At 60.0% G+C, this 15,115-nt stretch carries 17 protein-coding genes; 10 read left to right on the forward strand and 7 right to left on the reverse strand.

The features are described from left to right. Positions 1-312: 312 nt before the first annotated feature. Genes leuD through ACR0KJ_RS16355 form a run of 4 tightly spaced genes read right to left on the reverse strand, consistent with a single transcriptional unit; the run spans position 313 to position 3,096 of the window. The gene (gene leuD / locus ACR0KJ_RS16340; protein ID WP_170455894.1) at positions 313-918 is read right to left on the reverse strand and encodes a 3-isopropylmalate dehydratase small subunit; all 606 of its coding nucleotides are present in this window, start codon (positions 916-918) and stop codon (positions 313-315) included. Between the two features lie 43 nt (positions 919-961). Continuing rightward, the gene (locus ACR0KJ_RS16345; protein WP_170455892.1) at positions 962-1,504 is read right to left on the reverse strand and encodes a DUF308 domain-containing protein; all 543 of its coding nucleotides are present in this window, start codon (positions 1,502-1,504) and stop codon (positions 962-964) included. 37 nt (positions 1,505-1,541) lie between these two features. Then, the gene (gene leuC / locus ACR0KJ_RS16350) at positions 1,542-2,945 is read right to left on the reverse strand and encodes a 3-isopropylmalate dehydratase large subunit (RefSeq protein WP_170455890.1); all 1,404 of its coding nucleotides are present in this window, start codon (positions 2,943-2,945) and stop codon (positions 1,542-1,544) included. Positions 2,946-2,997: 52 nt separating this feature from the next. Then, positions 2,998-3,096, reverse strand: a complete 99-nt coding sequence (locus tag ACR0KJ_RS16355; RefSeq protein WP_170455888.1) for an isopropylmalate isomerase — start codon at positions 3,094-3,096, stop codon at positions 2,998-3,000. 232 nt (positions 3,097-3,328) lie between these two features. Here ACR0KJ_RS16355 and rsfS point away from each other — a divergent pair, with 232 nt between their 5' ends. Genes rsfS through ACR0KJ_RS16370 form a run of 3 tightly spaced genes read left to right on the forward strand, consistent with a single transcriptional unit; the run spans position 3,329 to position 4,690 of the window. Beyond that, positions 3,329-3,688, forward strand: coding sequence for a ribosome silencing factor (gene rsfS, locus ACR0KJ_RS16360; RefSeq protein WP_058276550.1), 360 nt, complete (start codon positions 3,329-3,331; stop codon positions 3,686-3,688). A 44-nt stretch (positions 3,689-3,732) separates the two neighbouring features. Further along, positions 3,733-4,203: a 23S rRNA (pseudouridine(1915)-N(3))-methyltransferase RlmH gene (rlmH, locus tag ACR0KJ_RS16365; protein WP_480627168.1), complete on the forward strand. Its 471-nt coding sequence runs from the start codon at positions 3,733-3,735 to the stop codon at positions 4,201-4,203. Between the two features lies 1 nt (position 4,204). Next, positions 4,205-4,690, forward strand: coding sequence for a flavodoxin family protein (locus ACR0KJ_RS16370; protein ID WP_480627169.1), 486 nt, complete (start codon positions 4,205-4,207; stop codon positions 4,688-4,690). Positions 4,691-4,693: 3 nt separating this feature from the next. On the opposite strand, the gene ACR0KJ_RS16375 is transcribed toward ACR0KJ_RS16370, so the two are convergent. Further along, entirely contained in the window at positions 4,694-5,041 is a 348-nt protein-coding gene (locus ACR0KJ_RS16375; RefSeq protein ID WP_170455882.1) for a hypothetical protein, read from the reverse strand. A gap of 35 nt (positions 5,042-5,076) precedes the next feature. Then, positions 5,077-5,787 carry a DUF599 domain-containing protein gene (locus tag ACR0KJ_RS16380; protein WP_480585886.1) on the reverse strand — a complete coding sequence of 237 codons (711 nt, stop codon included), beginning with the start codon at positions 5,785-5,787 and terminating at the stop codon, positions 5,077-5,079. A gap of 82 nt (positions 5,788-5,869) precedes the next feature. Between ACR0KJ_RS16380 and ACR0KJ_RS16385 the strand changes: the two genes are divergently transcribed. The 7 genes from ACR0KJ_RS16385 (at position 5,870) to ACR0KJ_RS16415 (ending at position 12,741) form a co-directional block, all read left to right on the forward strand. Then, entirely contained in the window at positions 5,870-7,309 is a 1,440-nt protein-coding gene (locus ACR0KJ_RS16385; protein WP_480627170.1) for an FAD-linked oxidase C-terminal domain-containing protein, read from the forward strand. 67 nt (positions 7,310-7,376) lie between these two features. Beyond that, positions 7,377-8,477, forward strand: coding sequence for a glycolate oxidase subunit GlcE (glcE, locus tag ACR0KJ_RS16390; RefSeq protein WP_480627171.1), 1,101 nt, complete (start codon positions 7,377-7,379; stop codon positions 8,475-8,477). Positions 8,478-8,481: 4 nt separating this feature from the next. Beyond that, positions 8,482-9,801 carry a glycolate oxidase subunit GlcF gene (gene glcF, locus ACR0KJ_RS16395; RefSeq protein WP_480627172.1) on the forward strand — a complete coding sequence of 440 codons (1,320 nt, stop codon included), beginning with the start codon at positions 8,482-8,484 and terminating at the stop codon, positions 9,799-9,801. Positions 9,802-9,911: 110 nt separating this feature from the next. Beyond that, positions 9,912-10,703 (forward strand): trypsin-like serine peptidase, encoded by a 792-nt coding sequence (locus ACR0KJ_RS16400; protein WP_480585895.1) that lies wholly within the window; start codon positions 9,912-9,914, stop codon positions 10,701-10,703. Next, the gene (locus ACR0KJ_RS16405; protein ID WP_170455872.1) at positions 10,700-11,515 is read left to right on the forward strand and encodes a trypsin-like serine protease; all 816 of its coding nucleotides are present in this window, start codon (positions 10,700-10,702) and stop codon (positions 11,513-11,515) included. The genes ACR0KJ_RS16400 and ACR0KJ_RS16405 overlap by 4 nt, the downstream gene beginning before the upstream one ends. A 124-nt stretch (positions 11,516-11,639) precedes the next feature. After that, positions 11,640-12,107 carry an Hsp20 family protein gene (locus tag ACR0KJ_RS16410; RefSeq protein WP_170455870.1) on the forward strand — a complete coding sequence of 156 codons (468 nt, stop codon included), beginning with the start codon at positions 11,640-11,642 and terminating at the stop codon, positions 12,105-12,107. A gap of 220 nt (positions 12,108-12,327) precedes the next feature. After that, positions 12,328-12,741, forward strand: coding sequence for a DUF7684 family protein (locus ACR0KJ_RS16415; RefSeq protein WP_170455868.1), 414 nt, complete (start codon positions 12,328-12,330; stop codon positions 12,739-12,741). Between the two features lie 116 nt (positions 12,742-12,857). Here ACR0KJ_RS16415 and ACR0KJ_RS16420 read toward each other — a convergent pair whose 3' ends face one another. Further along, positions 12,858-15,041 carry an esterase-like activity of phytase family protein gene (locus ACR0KJ_RS16420; protein ID WP_480627173.1) on the reverse strand — a complete coding sequence of 728 codons (2,184 nt, stop codon included), beginning with the start codon at positions 15,039-15,041 and terminating at the stop codon, positions 12,858-12,860. Positions 15,042-15,115: the final 74 nt, after the last annotated feature.

Consider the following 15,115-nt stretch of genomic DNA (forward strand, 5'->3'; position numbering starts at 1 on the left):
CTGGATCAGCCGATCTTTGCCGACTTGATTTCCAACTTGTGCCCGCCCGTTTCTTAATTCTGACGGATGCCTCTTTCCGTCACCATGGACGATAAGCGACATTTCGCTCAAGTCAGGGTGCAGATAACATGTGATTTCGGGCAAAATGATGGCGCAACTGGTGCGGGATTGCATCATTTTGGACGCAAATCCGACGTGTATCTCAATTTGATACCTAGATGTTGTGGTTTGGGAAAAATCAACCCCAAGAATGCGAACGGGGCCGCGTGCGCGACCCCGTTAGGTTGAGTGTCAACAGATTCGTCCCCAGAATCACACCCAGGGGCGCGCCTGACCTGCATGTTCTTCGAATTTGTCGATGTGGTGGTCTTTCTCCATCGTCAGGCCGATATCGTCCAAACCGTTCAGCAGGCAGTGCTTGCGGTGCGGGTCGATGTCAAACTCGATGACAACACCGTCCGAGGTGGTGATCTGCTGATCTTCCAGATGCACGGTCATGCGGGCGTTCTCGCCCTTGTGCGCGTCTTCCATCAGAATCGCGTGGTGCTCTTCTTCGACCACGATGGGCAGGATGCCGTTCTTGAAGCAGTTGTTGAAGAAGATGTCGGCAAAGCTGGTCGAGATCACGACCTTGATGCCGAAATCCTTGATCGCCCAGGGCGCGTGTTCGCGGGACGAGCCGCAGCCGAAATTGTCACCCGCGACCAGAATCTCGGTCTGGCGATAGGCGGGTTTGTTCAGAACGAAATCCTCGTTCTCGCCGCCATGGTCGTGATAGCGCATCTCGTCAAACAGCACGACGCCCAGGCCGGACCGTTTGATGGTTTTCAGGTGCACCTTCGGAATGATCATATCGGTATCGATATTGATCAAAGGCATTGGGGCGGCCACCCCGTGGACTTTTTCAAACTTTTCCATGTTCACACTCCGTGCGGGAGAGGGCCGCGCCCATGTCCCGCGGTTAAGCTTGTTTCGTTTCGTTGGGTGCGTTTTTGACAAAGAACGCCATGAAGACCAGTCCGAACCCGTTAAACAGCATCTCGATGCCCAGCAGGATGCCCAGCAAGCTCAGCAGAGCAGCGGGTTCCGATGCCGCGTAGGACCAGATGATACCGGCCAGCACGATGGACAGGATGCCCGAGATCAGCGTGGGCCAGAAGAACTGCGTTCCGCGCATCTGGAACGACAGGATGACCCGCGCGATGCCGCCTGCCATGAACAGGATCAGCATCACGGTCGCCAGCGTCAGCGTGCCTTGCAGCGGGTGATCCAGAAAGGACCAGCCCAGAAACAGCATCACCGCACCCATGATGAGTGACAGGATCTTGTTGCCGGTGCCTTCAACCGTGAGGCCGCCGACGATTTGTAGCCCGCCTGCAATCAGCAGCAACACGCCGGTCACCACCGTCACGGCAACAGACGCCACCACCGGCGCGCCCAGCACAAAGATGCCGAACGCGATGGACAGCAGTCCAAGCAAGAGCCATTTGATCCAGTCACTCATGTCTTCAATCCCTCAAATATCTAGATATGAGGGCACCTTACATCAACTCACGGACGTCTGTCAGCCGTCCTGTGATTGCCGCTGCGGCAGCCATCGCCGGGCTCAGCAGGTGGGTGCGTCCACCACGACCCTGACGGCCTTCGAAGTTGCGGTTCGAGGTCGCGGCGCAGCGCTCGCCCGGTTGCAACTGATCGGGGTTCATCGCCAGACACATCGAACATCCCGCCAGACGCCATTCGAACCCGGCCTCTTTGAAGATGTCAGCCAGACCTTCTTCCTCGGCCTGCGCACGGACCAGACCAGAGCCGGGCACGACCATGGCGCGCATACCGTCCTTGATCTTTTTACCTTTCAGAATCTCAGCCGCGGCGCGCAGGTCTTCGATGCGGCCATTGGTGCAGGACCCGATAAAGACGGTGTCGATTTCGACATCGCTCAGCTTCTGCCCCGCTTCCAGACCCATGTATTCGATGGAGCGGCGGGCCGCGTCGACCTTACCGCCTTCGAAATCCTCGGGGTGCGGTACCGATGCGGTGATCGGCAGCACGTCTTCCGGGCTGGTGCCCCAGGTGACGACCGGCGCGATGTCTTCGCCGCGCAGGGTGATGACCTTGTCGAAATGCGCGCCTTCGTCGGTGAAAAGGGTTTTCCACCAGTCCATAGCCGCTTCCCACTGGGCCCCTTTCGGGGCGTGCGGGCGGCCTTTGACATATTCGAACGTGGTCTCATCCGGCGCGATCAGGCCCGCGCGGGCGCCGCCTTCGATCGCCATGTTGCAGACGGTCATGCGGCCTTCCATTGACAGATCACGGATCGCTTCGCCGCAATATTCGATGACATAGCCGGTACCGCCAGCGGTGCCGGTCTCGCCGATTACGGCCAGAGTGATATCCTTGGCGGTCACGCCCGGCTGCAATTTGCCGGTGATTTCCACCTTCATGTTCTTGGATTTCTTCTGGATCAGGGTCTGCGTGGCCAGCACATGCTCGACCTCGGAGGTACCGATGCCGTGGGCCAGCGCGCCAAACGCGCCGTGGGTGGCGGTGTGGCTGTCGCCGCAGACAACGGTCATGCCGGGCAGGGTCCAGCCCTGTTCCGGGCCGACAATGTGGACGATGCCCTGACGGACGTCATTCACCGGGTAATAGTGAATGCCGAAATCCTTGGCGTTCTTGTCCAGCGCCTCGACCTGAATACGCGATTCGGGGTTTTCGATCCCGTTCACGCGATCCGGCGTGGTCGGTACGTTGTGATCCGGCACGGCGATGGTCTTTTCCGGCGCGCGCACCTTGCGGCCCGCCATGCGCAGGCCCTCGAACGCCTGTGGGCTGGTGACTTCGTGCACCAGATGGCGGTCGATATACAGCAGGCAGGTGCCATCATCGGCTTCATGCGCGACATGGGCATCCCAGATCTTGTCATAGAGTGTTTTGGGGGACATCGGTCCTCTCCCGTATTTAGATGAGAATAGCTGGCGAGTGGCTGGACGCCGCCTATAGGCGGGCCAGAACCGTGCGGGCAGCCCCAAAGAACCGTTCACGCAGGCGCGCGCGGTCTTGCAGGTCGATATTCGGGGCCGTATGAGGTCTCATAAGCGGTCAGATATAGATACTGGCCGAGTCTATCAAGGTCCCTTGCGACCCCGCAGATGCCATCAGGGCACAATGCTGTGTGGGTTCCGGGGCCTTCATTGAAATGTCACGGGGTGCTTGTTACCTTATAAGTATCCCTGCGCCGGGGATCTGACGGCGCGCAGCAAAGGAGGACTATGTCCTGTCTCTACATACTCAGGCGGGTTTGCCTGCCGAAGATGGGGCCAGCGTGATGGCCCACTCTCAGTCAATCAGCGACAAGCTGCTTGAACGTATCCTTTCCTCACTTTCCGATGACAAGGCCGAAGACGTTGTGCAGATCAACCTGCAGGGCAAGTCTTCTGTTGCGGATCACATGGTGATTGCCTCGGGTCGGTCGACCCGGCAGGTTTCGGCCATGGCGGAAAAGCTGACGGATCGCATCAAGCAGGAATTCGGTTTCACCTCGAAGGTCGAAGGCAAGGATGCCGGCGACTGGGTGCTGATCGATACGGGCGACGTGATCGTCCATATCTTCCGCCCCGAAGTGCGCGAATTCTACCAGCTGGAAAAGATGTGGCTGCCTCAGGGCGGCAGCGCCTCGGCGAACTGAGGCGCCATCCCGGCCCGTATTAAGGGGCCGGAGGCGAGAGAGATATGCGTATCAGCATAGTTGCGGTCGGGCGATTGCGCGCCGGGCCCGAGAAGTCCCTGCTTGACGATTACCTGACCCGATTTGACCGGACCGGCCGTAGCCTGGGCCTTGGTCCTGCGCGGGTGATCGAGGTTGAGGACAAGAAAAGCGCAGGCATGGGGGCCGAGGCCGCTTTGCTGCGCAAGGCGCTGCCCAAAGGTGCGGTGATCTGCACGCTGGATGAACGCGGGCGGGTCATGTCCTCGCCCGATTTTGCGCAAAAACTGGGCGGCTGGCGGGATGCCGGACGGCAGGATCTGGCGCTGATCATCGGCGGGGCGGACGGGATCGACCCCAGCCTGCGGGCCGAGGCGGACTTTTCCATCTCATTCGGGTCGATGGTCTGGCCCCATATGCTGGTCCGTGTGATGCTGGCCGAGCAACTGTATCGGGCCGCAACCATCCTGTCGGGCGGCCCTTATCACCGGGTCTGACATGGCGCAGCTTCTGATCGTTTACCATTCGCGCACCGGCGGAGCCCGGCAGATGGCCGAAGCGGCGGCTGAGGCCGGGCGTGACGAGGCCGAGGTTGTTCTGAAATTCGCGGATCAGGCGGGGCCCGAGGATTTGCTCTCCGCCGATGGCTATATCTTCTGCGCGCCCGAGAATCTGGCGGCGATTTCGGGTCTGATGAAGGAGTTTTTCGACCGAAGCTACTATCCGGTGCTGGGCCGGATCGAGGGCCGCCCCTATGCCCAGATGATCTGCGCCGGGTCAGACGGAGAGAACGCCGCCCGTCAAACTGCCCGCATCGCCACCGGCTGGCGGTTGAAAGAGGTTCAGCCGCCGCTGATCATCTGCACCCATGCGCAGACGCCCGAGGCAATTCTGGCCGAAAAGACAATCCCCGACGAACAGCTTGAGCACTGTCGTGAGATCGGTGCTGCGATGGCCGCTGGGCTAAGCCTTGGGGTGTTCTGAGCGTCAGTTCAGATCGATGACCGTGGTGTCTTCGGCCCAGCCGCCGACATTGTCACGCGCCTGTATCTGCACCTGCGCGGTGCCTTCGGGAATGGCGACGCCGCCAAGTGACCGGGTAAAGGGCTGCTCATCCACATGCGGGTGATGCAGCACGCGCATCCCCAGCTCATTTCCGTCCATGTCCAGCACACGCCAGCCATCTGCGTAATCGTCCCAGCCGGTATCGGGGTGCCGGATGGTGACGTCAAACCGCCATGTGTCGCCGCTTTGGCGAGCCGAAACCTCTTCGATTGTCGGCGGATCGGCCAGGACCGGCGTGGCAAACAGGGCGGTAAGAATCAGATAACGCATGGGCAGACCATAATTTGTTAAGCGCAGTATTGCGATCACGTCTTGGTGTCAGGCGGCAAGGTCAAAAGAACCGAGCGAGAGTGCGAGGCGAACTCACGCCGGTACAGAACGCCAACCGTGATGGCCGTGCCAATGATCAGCGTTACGGGCCCCAGGAACCAGGCCAAAGAGGCGAGAGCGAAATAGGTGGCCCGCAGCGCGCGGTTGAAGCTGCGGGCGGCGGTCACGCAAATCTCGGCCGACTGGGCCGCGCGAGGGTAGGCCTGTGCGTCCTCGGGGTCGTTCGGAACAGCAGCCATCAGCACGGCGCAATAGCCAAACAGACGGTGCGCCCAAACATATTTCAGAAAGGCATTGGCCAGAAACAGGATCACGACCAGTATCTTGATCTCCCACACCAGCGCAGGCGCGCTGCCGATGGCCAGATCGCTGGCGACACCGGACAGTTGTTCGGTATTGCCCAGCAGGGCCAGCCCGCCGCCAATGGCGATCATCGTGGTCGAGGCGAAGAACGTACTGCCCTGCCGCATCGCCGCCACGACCTGCGCGTCGAACATGCGCGGTTGCCGGGTGACCATCTCGCGCATCCAGTCCCGGCGGAAGTCGTCCATCATCATGGAAACGGATCGCCTGTTGGGTAAGGGATGCTCGATCTTCCAGCCGATCCCCTGCCAGGCCCCGATCAGCAACAGGATGGCGACATAGTCCAGTGTCGAAAACAGAAGCGCGCGATCAATCCAGGTCATGGGCGCGACAGTAGGCACAGATCATTGAACTTGCCAGATCGATAAATTGGTAATATTATTTTACCAAATTGGAGGATCAGCAATGGACATGCCCCAGCCAAATCCCGATGTGCTTGCGCGCAAACAAAGCGTTCTGGCGCGATTGCTGCAGGTTTTGCCCGGGGATGCGGTGATTCACGACCCGGCGGAAACGCGCGCCTATGAATGTGATGCGCTGACCGTCTATCGCTGCCCGCCAATGCTGGCGGTGTTGCCGTCAACCACGCAAGAGGTCTCGGACGTTTTGCGCATCTGCCATGATGAGGGCGTGCCGGTGGTCCCGCGCGGGTCCGGCACATCGCTGGCGGGCGGAGCGCTGCCCACGGCGGATTGCGTGATTCTGGGTGTGGCGCGCATGAATGAGGTGCTGGAGACGGATTACGACAACCGCTTCATCCGCGTTCAGACCGGTCGCACCAATCTGAGTGTGACCGGCGCGGTCGAGGAGGAGGATTTCTTCTATGCGCCCGATCCGTCCTCGCAACTGGCTTGCGCGATTGCGGGGAACATCGCGATGAACTCGGGCGGGGCGCATTGTCTGAAATACGGTGTGACCACCAATAACCTGTTAGGCGTCAAGATGGTGATGATGGATGGCAGCGTTGTCGAGATCGGCGGCGCGCATCTGGATTCCGGTGGGCTGGACCTGTTGGGTGTGATCTGCGGCTCTGAAGGGCAGTTGGGCGTCGTGACCGAGGCAACGCTGCGCATTCTGCGCAAGCCCGAAGGCGCGCGGCCTGTGCTGATGGGGTTCGATGACAATGAGGTGGCCGGGCAATGCGTTTCGGACATTATCAAGTCGGGCATCCTGCCGGTGGCGATCGAGTTCATGGATACGCTGTGCATCAAGGCCTGCGAGAACTTCGCCCATGCGGGTTATCCCGATTGCACGGCTTTGCTGATAGTCGAAGTCGAGGGGTCCGAGGCCGAGATCGACTATCAGCTTTCGAAGATCATCGAGATTGCCAAGCGTCACAACCCGGTCGAATTGCGCGAGAGCCAGTCGGCGGAAGAAAGCGCCAAGATTTGGCTGGGGCGGAAGTCGGCCTTTGGGGCGATGGGGCAGATGAATGACTATATGTGCCTGGACGGGACGATCCCCGTGTCGTCCTTACCCGAGGTGTTGCGCCGGATCGGTGAGTTGAGCGAGGAATATGGCCTGCCCGTAGGCAATGTCTTCCATGCGGGCGATGGCAACATGCACCCCTTGATCCTGTTCGATGCCAACAAGCCCGGTGATCTTGAGAAATGCGAGGCGTTTGGCGCGGATATCCTGAAGCTGTGCGTCGATGTCGGCGGGTGCCTGACCGGAGAGCATGGGGTGGGAATCGAAAAGCGGGATCTGATGTCGCATCAATACACGCCCGCCGATCTTGAGGCGCAGATGGCGGTAAAGGATGTGTTCGACCCACGGTGGCTGCTGAATCCGGCCAAGGTGTTTCCATTGGATGCGTCGCAAGGGCGGCGGATGGCGGCGGAATGAGGGGCCAGCCCCTCTTGGCCCTGCGGGCCAATTCACCCCGCCGTATTTTTGAACAAGAAGAAGTATCATGAGACCTGAGACAGAGATGGAACTGGCCGAGATCGTGGCCGGGCTGAACGGGCCGGTGCGTATTGAGGGCGGCGGCACGCGCGGCGTGCAGGGACCCGAGCCGGTTTTGAGCACGGCCGCTCTGAGCGGAATAACGCTTTATGAGCCGGGTGCGCTGACCTTGGTGGCGCGGGCGGGGACCCCGGTGGCTGAGATCGAGGCTGCATTGGCAGCGGAAGGGCAGCAACTGGCGTTTGAGCCTGCGGATTATCGGGTACTGCTTAGACATTCGGGAGAGCCGACGATTGGTGGGGTCGTGGCCGCCAATATCTCGGGCCCGCGCCGGGTGCAGGCCGGGGCGTGCCGGGATTTTCTGCTTGGGGTGCGCTTTGTCGATGGGCGCGGCCAGGTGGTCAAGAATGGCGGGCGGGTGATGAAGAACGTCACCGGCTATGATCTGGTCAAGCTGATGGCCGGGTCCTGGGGCACTTTGGGCGTGTTGACCGAGGTATCGTTGAAGGTGCTGCCCATGCCCAAGGCGACGGCGACTTTGGGCGTTTCGGCCCCCCATGTCGCGAGTGCGATTGAGGTTCTGTCTGCGGCGTTGAAATCCCCCTTCGAGGTCAGCGGCGCCGCGTATGATCCAGCGATGGGGCAGGCTCTGCTACGGGTTGAGGGGTTTGAGGATTCGGTTGCCTATCGCGCGGAGCGGTTGCAGACGGTTTTATCCGGGTTTGGCGAGGTTTCGCGCATGGAAAACCCTGAAGATATTTGGTGCGCGATCCGGGATGCCCGCGCTTTTGCGGGCAAGGATGGCGATGTCTGGCGTATCTCGGTCAAGCCGAGCGACGCACCTGAGATTTCTGCGCGGCTTGAGGCCAACAAGCTGTTGCTGGATTGGGGTGGCGGATTGATCTGGGCGCTGGTGGATGAAGGGTCGGACGTTCGGGCGCGATTGGGGGATTTTTCAGGCCATGCAACGCTGGTGCGGGCGGCCCCGGAGACGGTGAATGCTCTGGGCCGGTTTCAGCCTGAACCCGCACAGGTTGCAGCCTTGACCCGTGGGTTGCGGCAGCGGTTCGACCCGCATGGCCGTTTCAATCCGGGCCTGATGGGGTAGACAGATGCAGACGACATTTACCGAAAAGCAACTGCAGGACCCGGCGATCCAGCGTTCGAACGACATCCTGCGCAGTTGCGTGCATTGCGGGTTCTGCACGGCCACGTGTCCGACCTATCAGGTGCTGGGCGATGAGCTCGACAGCCCCCGGGGTCGCATCTACCTGATCAAGGACATGCTTGAGAATGACCGTGTGCCGGATGAGAAAACGGTCAAGCATATCGATCGTTGTCTGTCTTGCCTCGCTTGTATGACCACCTGCCCATCCGGAGTGCACTATATGCACTTGGTCGATCACGCGCGGGAATATATCGAGAACAATTACAAGCGCCCTCTGTCGGATCGGGTGTTGCGCTGGGTGCTGGCGCAAATTCTGCCCTATCCGATACGGTTTCGCTGGGCCCTGATCGGGGCCAAGCTGGGCCGTCCGTTTCGGTTCCTGATGCCGGATGCGCGGTTGCGGGCGATGCTGGACATGGCACCGAAACACATCCCTCCGGTCAGTCGCAATGACGATCCGCAGAGCTTTGCGCCCATCGGCCCGCGCAGAAAACGCGTTACGCTGATGACGGGCTGCGCACAGAAGGCTCTGAACACCGATATCAACGACGCCACGATCCGGTTGCTGACCCGTTTGGGCTGTGAGGTTGTGGTGGCCGAAGGGGCCGGGTGTTGCGGGGCGCTGACCCATCACATGGGCAAAAGTCGTGACAGTCACGTTGCGGCGGCGGCCAACATACGGGCCTGGGCCCGCGAAATGGATCGAGACGGGCTGGATGCCATCGTCATCAACACCTCGGGCTGCGGCACAACGGTCAAGGATTACGGGCATATGTTCCGCAATGATATCCTGGCCGATGATGCTGCGCGTGTCTCGGGTATTGCGATGGATATCAGCGAGGTACTGATGCAGTTGGACCTGCCTGAACAAAGGGATCAGGGCCTGACCGTTGCCTATCACGCGGCCTGTTCGCTTCAGCATGGGCAGAAGATCAAGACCTACCCGAAAGACCTGCTGAAGCGGGCCGGGTTCAAGGTGGTGGAACCCGCAGACAGCCATTTGTGCTGCGGCAGTGCCGGTACCTATAACCTGATGCAGCCCGAAATCTCGGGCCAGTTGAAGCAGCGCAAGGTCAAAACGCTTGAGGCGAAAAGACCCGATATTATCGCTGCGGGGAATATCGGCTGCATGATGCAGATCGGCTCGGCCACCGAGGTTCCGATTGTGCATACGGTCGAGCTGTTGGACTGGGCAACCGGCGGGCCGAAGCCCCGGGCACTGACCACCAGCCGGGCAAATCAAGACGTGCCAATCCTGCGCTGAAACCGCGTGATGCCCGGTGGCATCATATCGGTCACAAAACCCAATCCGCCCTATTTTCGCCGCACGCGCCCCATAAGACAGTGGGCCGGAGGAAACGGGCGGAGTACCGCGTGCGCAAATGGATCAAAGCGATGGCGCTGTGCGTGTTGCCTTTCACGGCAGCGGCACAGGACACCGGGCTAAAAAGCCTGGAAACCTCTGATTCCGGTCGGGATTGGATGGCTGTCGGTCGGTTGAACATCAAGGGCGTGGGGTTTTGCACAGGAACGCTGGTTGCGCCGAATCTGGTCCTGACCGCCGCGCATTGTCTTTTCAACAAAGGCACCGGCCAGATCATCGATCTGGCGGATATCGAGTTTCTAGCAGGCTGGCGTCTGGGGCGGGCCTTGGCCTATCGCGATGCACGGCAGGCGGTGATTCATCCGGGCTATAGCTTTGGTGCCGACGCGTCGCCTGACCGTGTCAGCACGGATATTGCCTTGATCGAGCTTTGGCAGCCAATTCGAAACACCTCCGTGACCCCGTTTGACACCGGCGCGCAGCCGAAACGCGGCGAAGAGGTCGGCGTGGTGTCCTACGCGGCGGATCGGGCCGAGGCCCCGTCACTGCAAGAGGTCTGTTCGGTCATGAATCGGCAGGCGGGCATTCTGGTCATGTCCTGCGATGTGGATTTCGGGGCTTCCGGCGCGCCAGTCTTTTCCTTCTCGGGGCCCGAGCCGCGCATCGTCTCGGTCGTGGCCGCCAAGGCCAGCATGGACGGGCAAAGCGTGGCCATTGGCACCGCAGTCGAACACGCGCTTGAGCTGTTGCAGGCCGAGCTTGCGGCAGGGCGCGGGTTCACATCCTCGGCGTCAGGAAACGGTGGGGGCAAAAACGTAGGGGCGAGGTTCGTCAAGCCATGATCAGGGTCATTCTTTGTTTTCTTCTCGGTCTTTCTGTCATTGCAACCACCGCGCAGGCCCAGACCAACAAGCGCAAACTGACAGATCGAGAGGATCTGTACGGGTGGGAAGCGATTGGCCGGCTGGACGTCGGCACGCGTTCCTTCTGTACCGGAACGCTGATTGCACAGGATCTGGTTTTGACCGCCGCACATTGCGCTTTGGACAAACGGACGGGCAAACCTTATGTGCCGGGCGAGGTTACGTTTCGCGCGGGCCTCAGCAACGGCACCGCGTTGGCTGAACGCAAGGTGGTGCAGATCGCCGCCCATCCCGGTTATGTCGCAAACGCGCCCCTGTCCGTTCAAAGCATTCAGGACGATGTCGCCCTGATGCGGCTGGAAGAACCGATCCCCTATGACATTGCCGACCCGTTTGCCCTGCATAACGGGCGGGTGGCGAACGGAGAGATCAGCATCGCCTCATACGGACGCGGACGGGCCGAGGCGATTACGCGCGAACGCTCGTGCCGTATTCTGCAACGGCGGCAGGGGCTGATCACCTTTGATTGCGACATCACCTTCGGCTCGTCCGGGTCAGCCATTCTGGCCAAGAACGGCTCGCGCTGGCAGATTTTGTCCGTGGTTTCGGCCGTCAGTGTGCAGGGTGGCCGAAAGACCGGATTTGGGATGGAGCTTGAGGGCGTGGTCTCGGACCTCAAAGCAATCATGCGCCGCGACGCGCCCCAGCCCAAAGCGTCGATCCGCCGGTTGCAGGTCGGAACCGGCAAGTCCAGTTCCGGCGCGAAATTCATCAGCTCGGGCGGGGGTTGAACTTGGTCAAAATGCTACCCATGTGAACTGTACCGGGTCGCCACAAACGGGGCCTGGCAGTTGAAATCGCCCGTCCGTTCGGAGGGCATATATCGTAAATCGCTCAAGGATGAGGATACGACACATGCGTACATTTGATTTTGCACCGCTGCACCGCGCCACCATTGGCTTTGACCAGATCGCCGACATGATGGACCGCGTTCTGACCAATGACGTGGCTCAGCCCAGCTATCCCCCATACAATATCGAGAAAACCGACGCAGACACCTACCGGATTTCCGTCGCTGTCGCTGGTTTTTCCGAAGCAGACCTGTCCGTCGAAGTGAAGGAAAACTCGCTTGTCGTGGCCGGTAAGAAAGCCGCCGAGGATCAGGAGCGCAGCTATCTGCACCGTGGCATCGCCACCCGCGCATTCGAGCGTCGTTTCGCGCTGGCCGACCACGTCCGCGTCACCGGCGCGAGCCACGAAAACGGTATGCTGAACATCGACCTGAAGCGCGAAGTGCCCGAAGCCCTGAAACCGCGCCGGATCGAGATTTCTTCGGCCAAAGCCATCGAGAAGGACGTGGTTGACGCCAAAGCGGTCAACTAACACGCTTTAACGTTCCGCGGCAGTCGCCTCCTCCCAGACTGCCGCAACACACGCCCCGCGTTCCTCCAGACGCGGGGCGTTGTTTTTGTGTCTGGAGGTTCGCTATGCGGACAAACCTGCCGTTCGCAAAGGCTGTTAGATGTCTGTTTTGACATCAATCCATACATCTCATAGTTGATACGAACTTGACTTTGGCGCGTTTACATCGCCCAATTTTATGATGTTCAAGTACCTGTTTCTCCCTGCCGATATTCCAATTTCGGTTCCAAAAGAAATGACGAGCTTCAAGTGCCTCATACTTATTGAGCGCGAGGTGGATGCTGACTACAGGCACGAAGTCAGCGGGGCTCTCGTGAAAGCTGGGTGTCTCTTTGCTTTGGCGTGGGGTCTAGACTGCACCTTGTGGGACGATAGCGTGGATTGGGCTTTTCTTGAACTCTATGACTACGGCGAATACCCCGAAGAAAAGTTCGTAATGACTTCGTGGCATGACGAAGAAACGCTTGAAGAAGCCGTGGAGTTCGCGAAGCATTGCACCAAGTATTCTGACGTAAAACTAGACGACATTCTGGTTCTCGATTTTGGGCCCCAGGAGCGCGGGGACTTTATCGAGAAGCTTTACCTGAACATGTGATGGCCGCCATTCGTCTGTCACGCAGCATCCGGTAGTTTGGGCTCAAAGCTGACGTCAAAAAACAAGATGACCCCGCACAAATTCGCGCGGGGTCATCCAACGTGTTGCAAGTGGGTTCAATTCCCAGCCGTTACCGACCCGATCGACCAGAACATCGTCTCGCCCGAGGCATCGTCGACGCCGTCATTGTCGGTCATAACAAATGCCTCGCCCGAGGGCAGGATGGCCAGACCTTCGATCTTGTCCAGAACGTAGCCGCCGGTCGAGGTCAGGTCGGGCAGCAGGTCGCGGACCTCTTCCTTGCTGACCACGGGCAGGTCGCCGCCCAGCGGGGCCGGGGTCATGTCTGACAGCGGGATGCGGTAGATCTTTTTGGTCACGGCGCGGTGGTCGTGCTGGTTGTCGCGTTCGATGACATAGACATGGTCACCAAAGGCCACGATTTCCGACAGGCCAACCCAGCCTGTTTCCGGATCCGCCTTGGGATAATGCACCGCGCCCCATTCCTGGGTGTCCAGATTGTAGGCGACCAGTTTCACGTGGTTTTCCGGGTCGTCTTTCCATTCGCGCTGAACGGCCATCCAAAGGGTGTCGCCGACCTTGGTGATGCCCTCGAAGCCGAAACGCTTTTCGACGGCCATCAATTCCGGCGGCAAGCCAATCTCGCCCTTGCGGTCTTTGATCAGACCGTCGGCCGAGACATGGTAGATCGCGTGCGGGATCACCCGGTCAGTGCGACCTTCCGAGGCGACGTAGAAGCCGCCCTTGCCGTCCAGCGTGATGCCTTCCAGGTCCAGCTTCTGCGCCGGGTTGCCGTCTTGACGGTGAATGCGGATCACGTCCACGATATGGGCAGGTTGCTGGCTGGGGTCGATCTTGAAGATCGACGGCTGGAAACCGTAAAAGCTGTCATTGACCGCATAGATCATGCCGTCCTCATCCGCGACCAGACCGGAGAGTGCGCCCCAACCGATCAGTTCATCCGCGCCTTCCGAAGTCAGGTGCGGATAGCTGGCGGGGGCGTCCTGATACTCGAAGATCGAGACATGCGCGCGCGGACCGCCATCTTCGATCAGGTCCTTTTCATTGGCCGAGATCAGCAGGTTACGCTCGGGGATCGCCACGTACCCTTCCGGACCAACTCCCGAGGGCAGCAGTTGTTTCAACACCGGATTGGCCGGGTCGGTGGCGTCATAGACACCAACGACCGAGGCACGCTCGGCCCCGACAAAGATCATCGGCGTGCCGTCGAAGGCGGCTGCGGTTACGCTTTCAGGCTCAACGCCCTTGGCGTCTGAACGCTTATCCGGGTAGTGGCCAATCTGAATGATCGCCTTCTCGAACTCGGTGCCATTCTCGTAAACAACGGTGCCGTCCTTTTGGAAGATCGTCCAGCCGCGCGAACCGCCCTGATAGTCGCCTTCGTTGGCGGTGGCGAAGTGGCTGTCGTCGATCCATTTCACTGCATCGGGTTCACGCAGGCGACCCGGCTGGCTTTCGGTGAAAATCAGCGCGCCGCGTTCGTCGGTGGCGTCGATGCCTTCCAGATCCACGTTGCCTGCCGAGAAATGACTGACCACATTGCCGTCTTTGTCGACAACCGCGATGTGGTTGTTTTCCTGCAAGGTAACGACGGTTTCGCCGAGGGCGTTGATGTCAACAAACTCCGGTTCGGGGTCGGTGGGCGCAACTTCGGCCAAACCGGTCAGCGAGGCCATTTTCATGCCCGCGCAATCCAGCGCGCCATCCTTCAAAGGCACCAGTGCCAGCGATCCGGCGGGCAATTGCGGGATGATGCCGTCGTTCAGGTCTTCGTCCCGCTCATTCTCGATCGCTACGGCAACAAAGCTGCCATCGGGCGCAATCGCGACGCTGTCGGGCTGACCGCCCAGATCACAAGCACCGGATTCGGCCTTACCCGCGATATCGACCGAGATCAGCTTGCCCGAAGGCGCAGTGTAGCTTTCCGACGTGTTCACGCCAACAAAAGCCGTGTCGCCAACGATCCCAACCGAGGTCGGTTCACCCCCCACTTCCATCGCACCCAATGGCGCAGGGTTCGCGGGGTCGCTGATGTCGATCATGCCGATCACGCCCAATGGGCTGTCGGTATAGACCAGCGTCATACTATCCGCGGTGGCCGCGATGATCTCGGGCGAGGTTTCGCGAGTGGTATCGGCCCCTTCGGCCATGTTCTTGACGACGGGGAAAGACGCAATTCGGTTGAAATTCATCTCTGCCATGGCCTGACCGGCAGTCAGGGCAAGGGCAGATGTCAGGCAGACACAGCGCAATGACATCGGTTGGGATCCTCTCTGGGTTGGTCGCCAGAGGGATGACCCCGGTTCATTGCGGTATTGTGACGATTTCGATT

The organism is Ruegeria sp. AD6, assembly GCF_056542325.1.

Excerpts from the sequence above, each read along its gene's own strand:
- ACR0KJ_RS16405 (WP_170455872.1), top strand. The coding sequence starts at position 10,700 with ATGATCAGGGTCATTCTTTGTTTTCTTCTCGGTCTTTCTGTCATTGCA.
- ACR0KJ_RS16385 (WP_480627170.1), top strand. The coding sequence starts at position 5,870 with ATGGACATGCCCCAGCCAAATCCCGATGTGCTTGCGCGCAAACAAAGC.
- leuD (WP_170455894.1), bottom strand. The coding sequence starts at position 918 with ATGGAAAAGTTTGAAAAAGTCCACGGGGTGGCCGCCCCAATGCCTTTG.
- glcE (WP_480627171.1), top strand. The coding sequence starts at position 7,377 with ATGAGACCTGAGACAGAGATGGAACTGGCCGAGATCGTGGCCGGGCTG.
- ACR0KJ_RS16345 (WP_170455892.1), bottom strand. The coding sequence starts at position 1,504 with ATGAGTGACTGGATCAAATGGCTCTTGCTTGGACTGCTGTCCATCGCG.
- ACR0KJ_RS16375 (WP_170455882.1), bottom strand. The coding sequence starts at position 5,041 with ATGCGTTATCTGATTCTTACCGCCCTGTTTGCCACGCCGGTCCTGGCC.
- ACR0KJ_RS16370 (WP_480627169.1), top strand. The coding sequence starts at position 4,205 with ATGGCGCAGCTTCTGATCGTTTACCATTCGCGCACCGGCGGAGCCCGG.
- ACR0KJ_RS16415 (WP_170455868.1), top strand. The coding sequence starts at position 12,328 with ATGTTCAAGTACCTGTTTCTCCCTGCCGATATTCCAATTTCGGTTCCA.
- ACR0KJ_RS16420 (WP_480627173.1), bottom strand. The coding sequence starts at position 15,041 with ATGTCATTGCGCTGTGTCTGCCTGACATCTGCCCTTGCCCTGACTGCC.
- rsfS (WP_058276550.1), top strand. The coding sequence starts at position 3,329 with ATGGCCCACTCTCAGTCAATCAGCGACAAGCTGCTTGAACGTATCCTT.
- ACR0KJ_RS16380 (WP_480585886.1), bottom strand. The coding sequence starts at position 5,787 with ATGACCTGGATTGATCGCGCGCTTCTGTTTTCGACACTGGACTATGTC.
- ACR0KJ_RS16355 (WP_170455888.1), bottom strand. The coding sequence starts at position 3,096 with ATGAGACCTCATACGGCCCCGAATATCGACCTGCAAGACCGCGCGCGC.
- leuC (WP_170455890.1), bottom strand. The coding sequence starts at position 2,945 with ATGTCCCCCAAAACACTCTATGACAAGATCTGGGATGCCCATGTCGCG.
- rlmH (WP_480627168.1), top strand. The coding sequence starts at position 3,733 with ATGCGTATCAGCATAGTTGCGGTCGGGCGATTGCGCGCCGGGCCCGAG.
- glcF (WP_480627172.1), top strand. The coding sequence starts at position 8,482 with ATGCAGACGACATTTACCGAAAAGCAACTGCAGGACCCGGCGATCCAG.
- ACR0KJ_RS16410 (WP_170455870.1), top strand. The coding sequence starts at position 11,640 with ATGCGTACATTTGATTTTGCACCGCTGCACCGCGCCACCATTGGCTTT.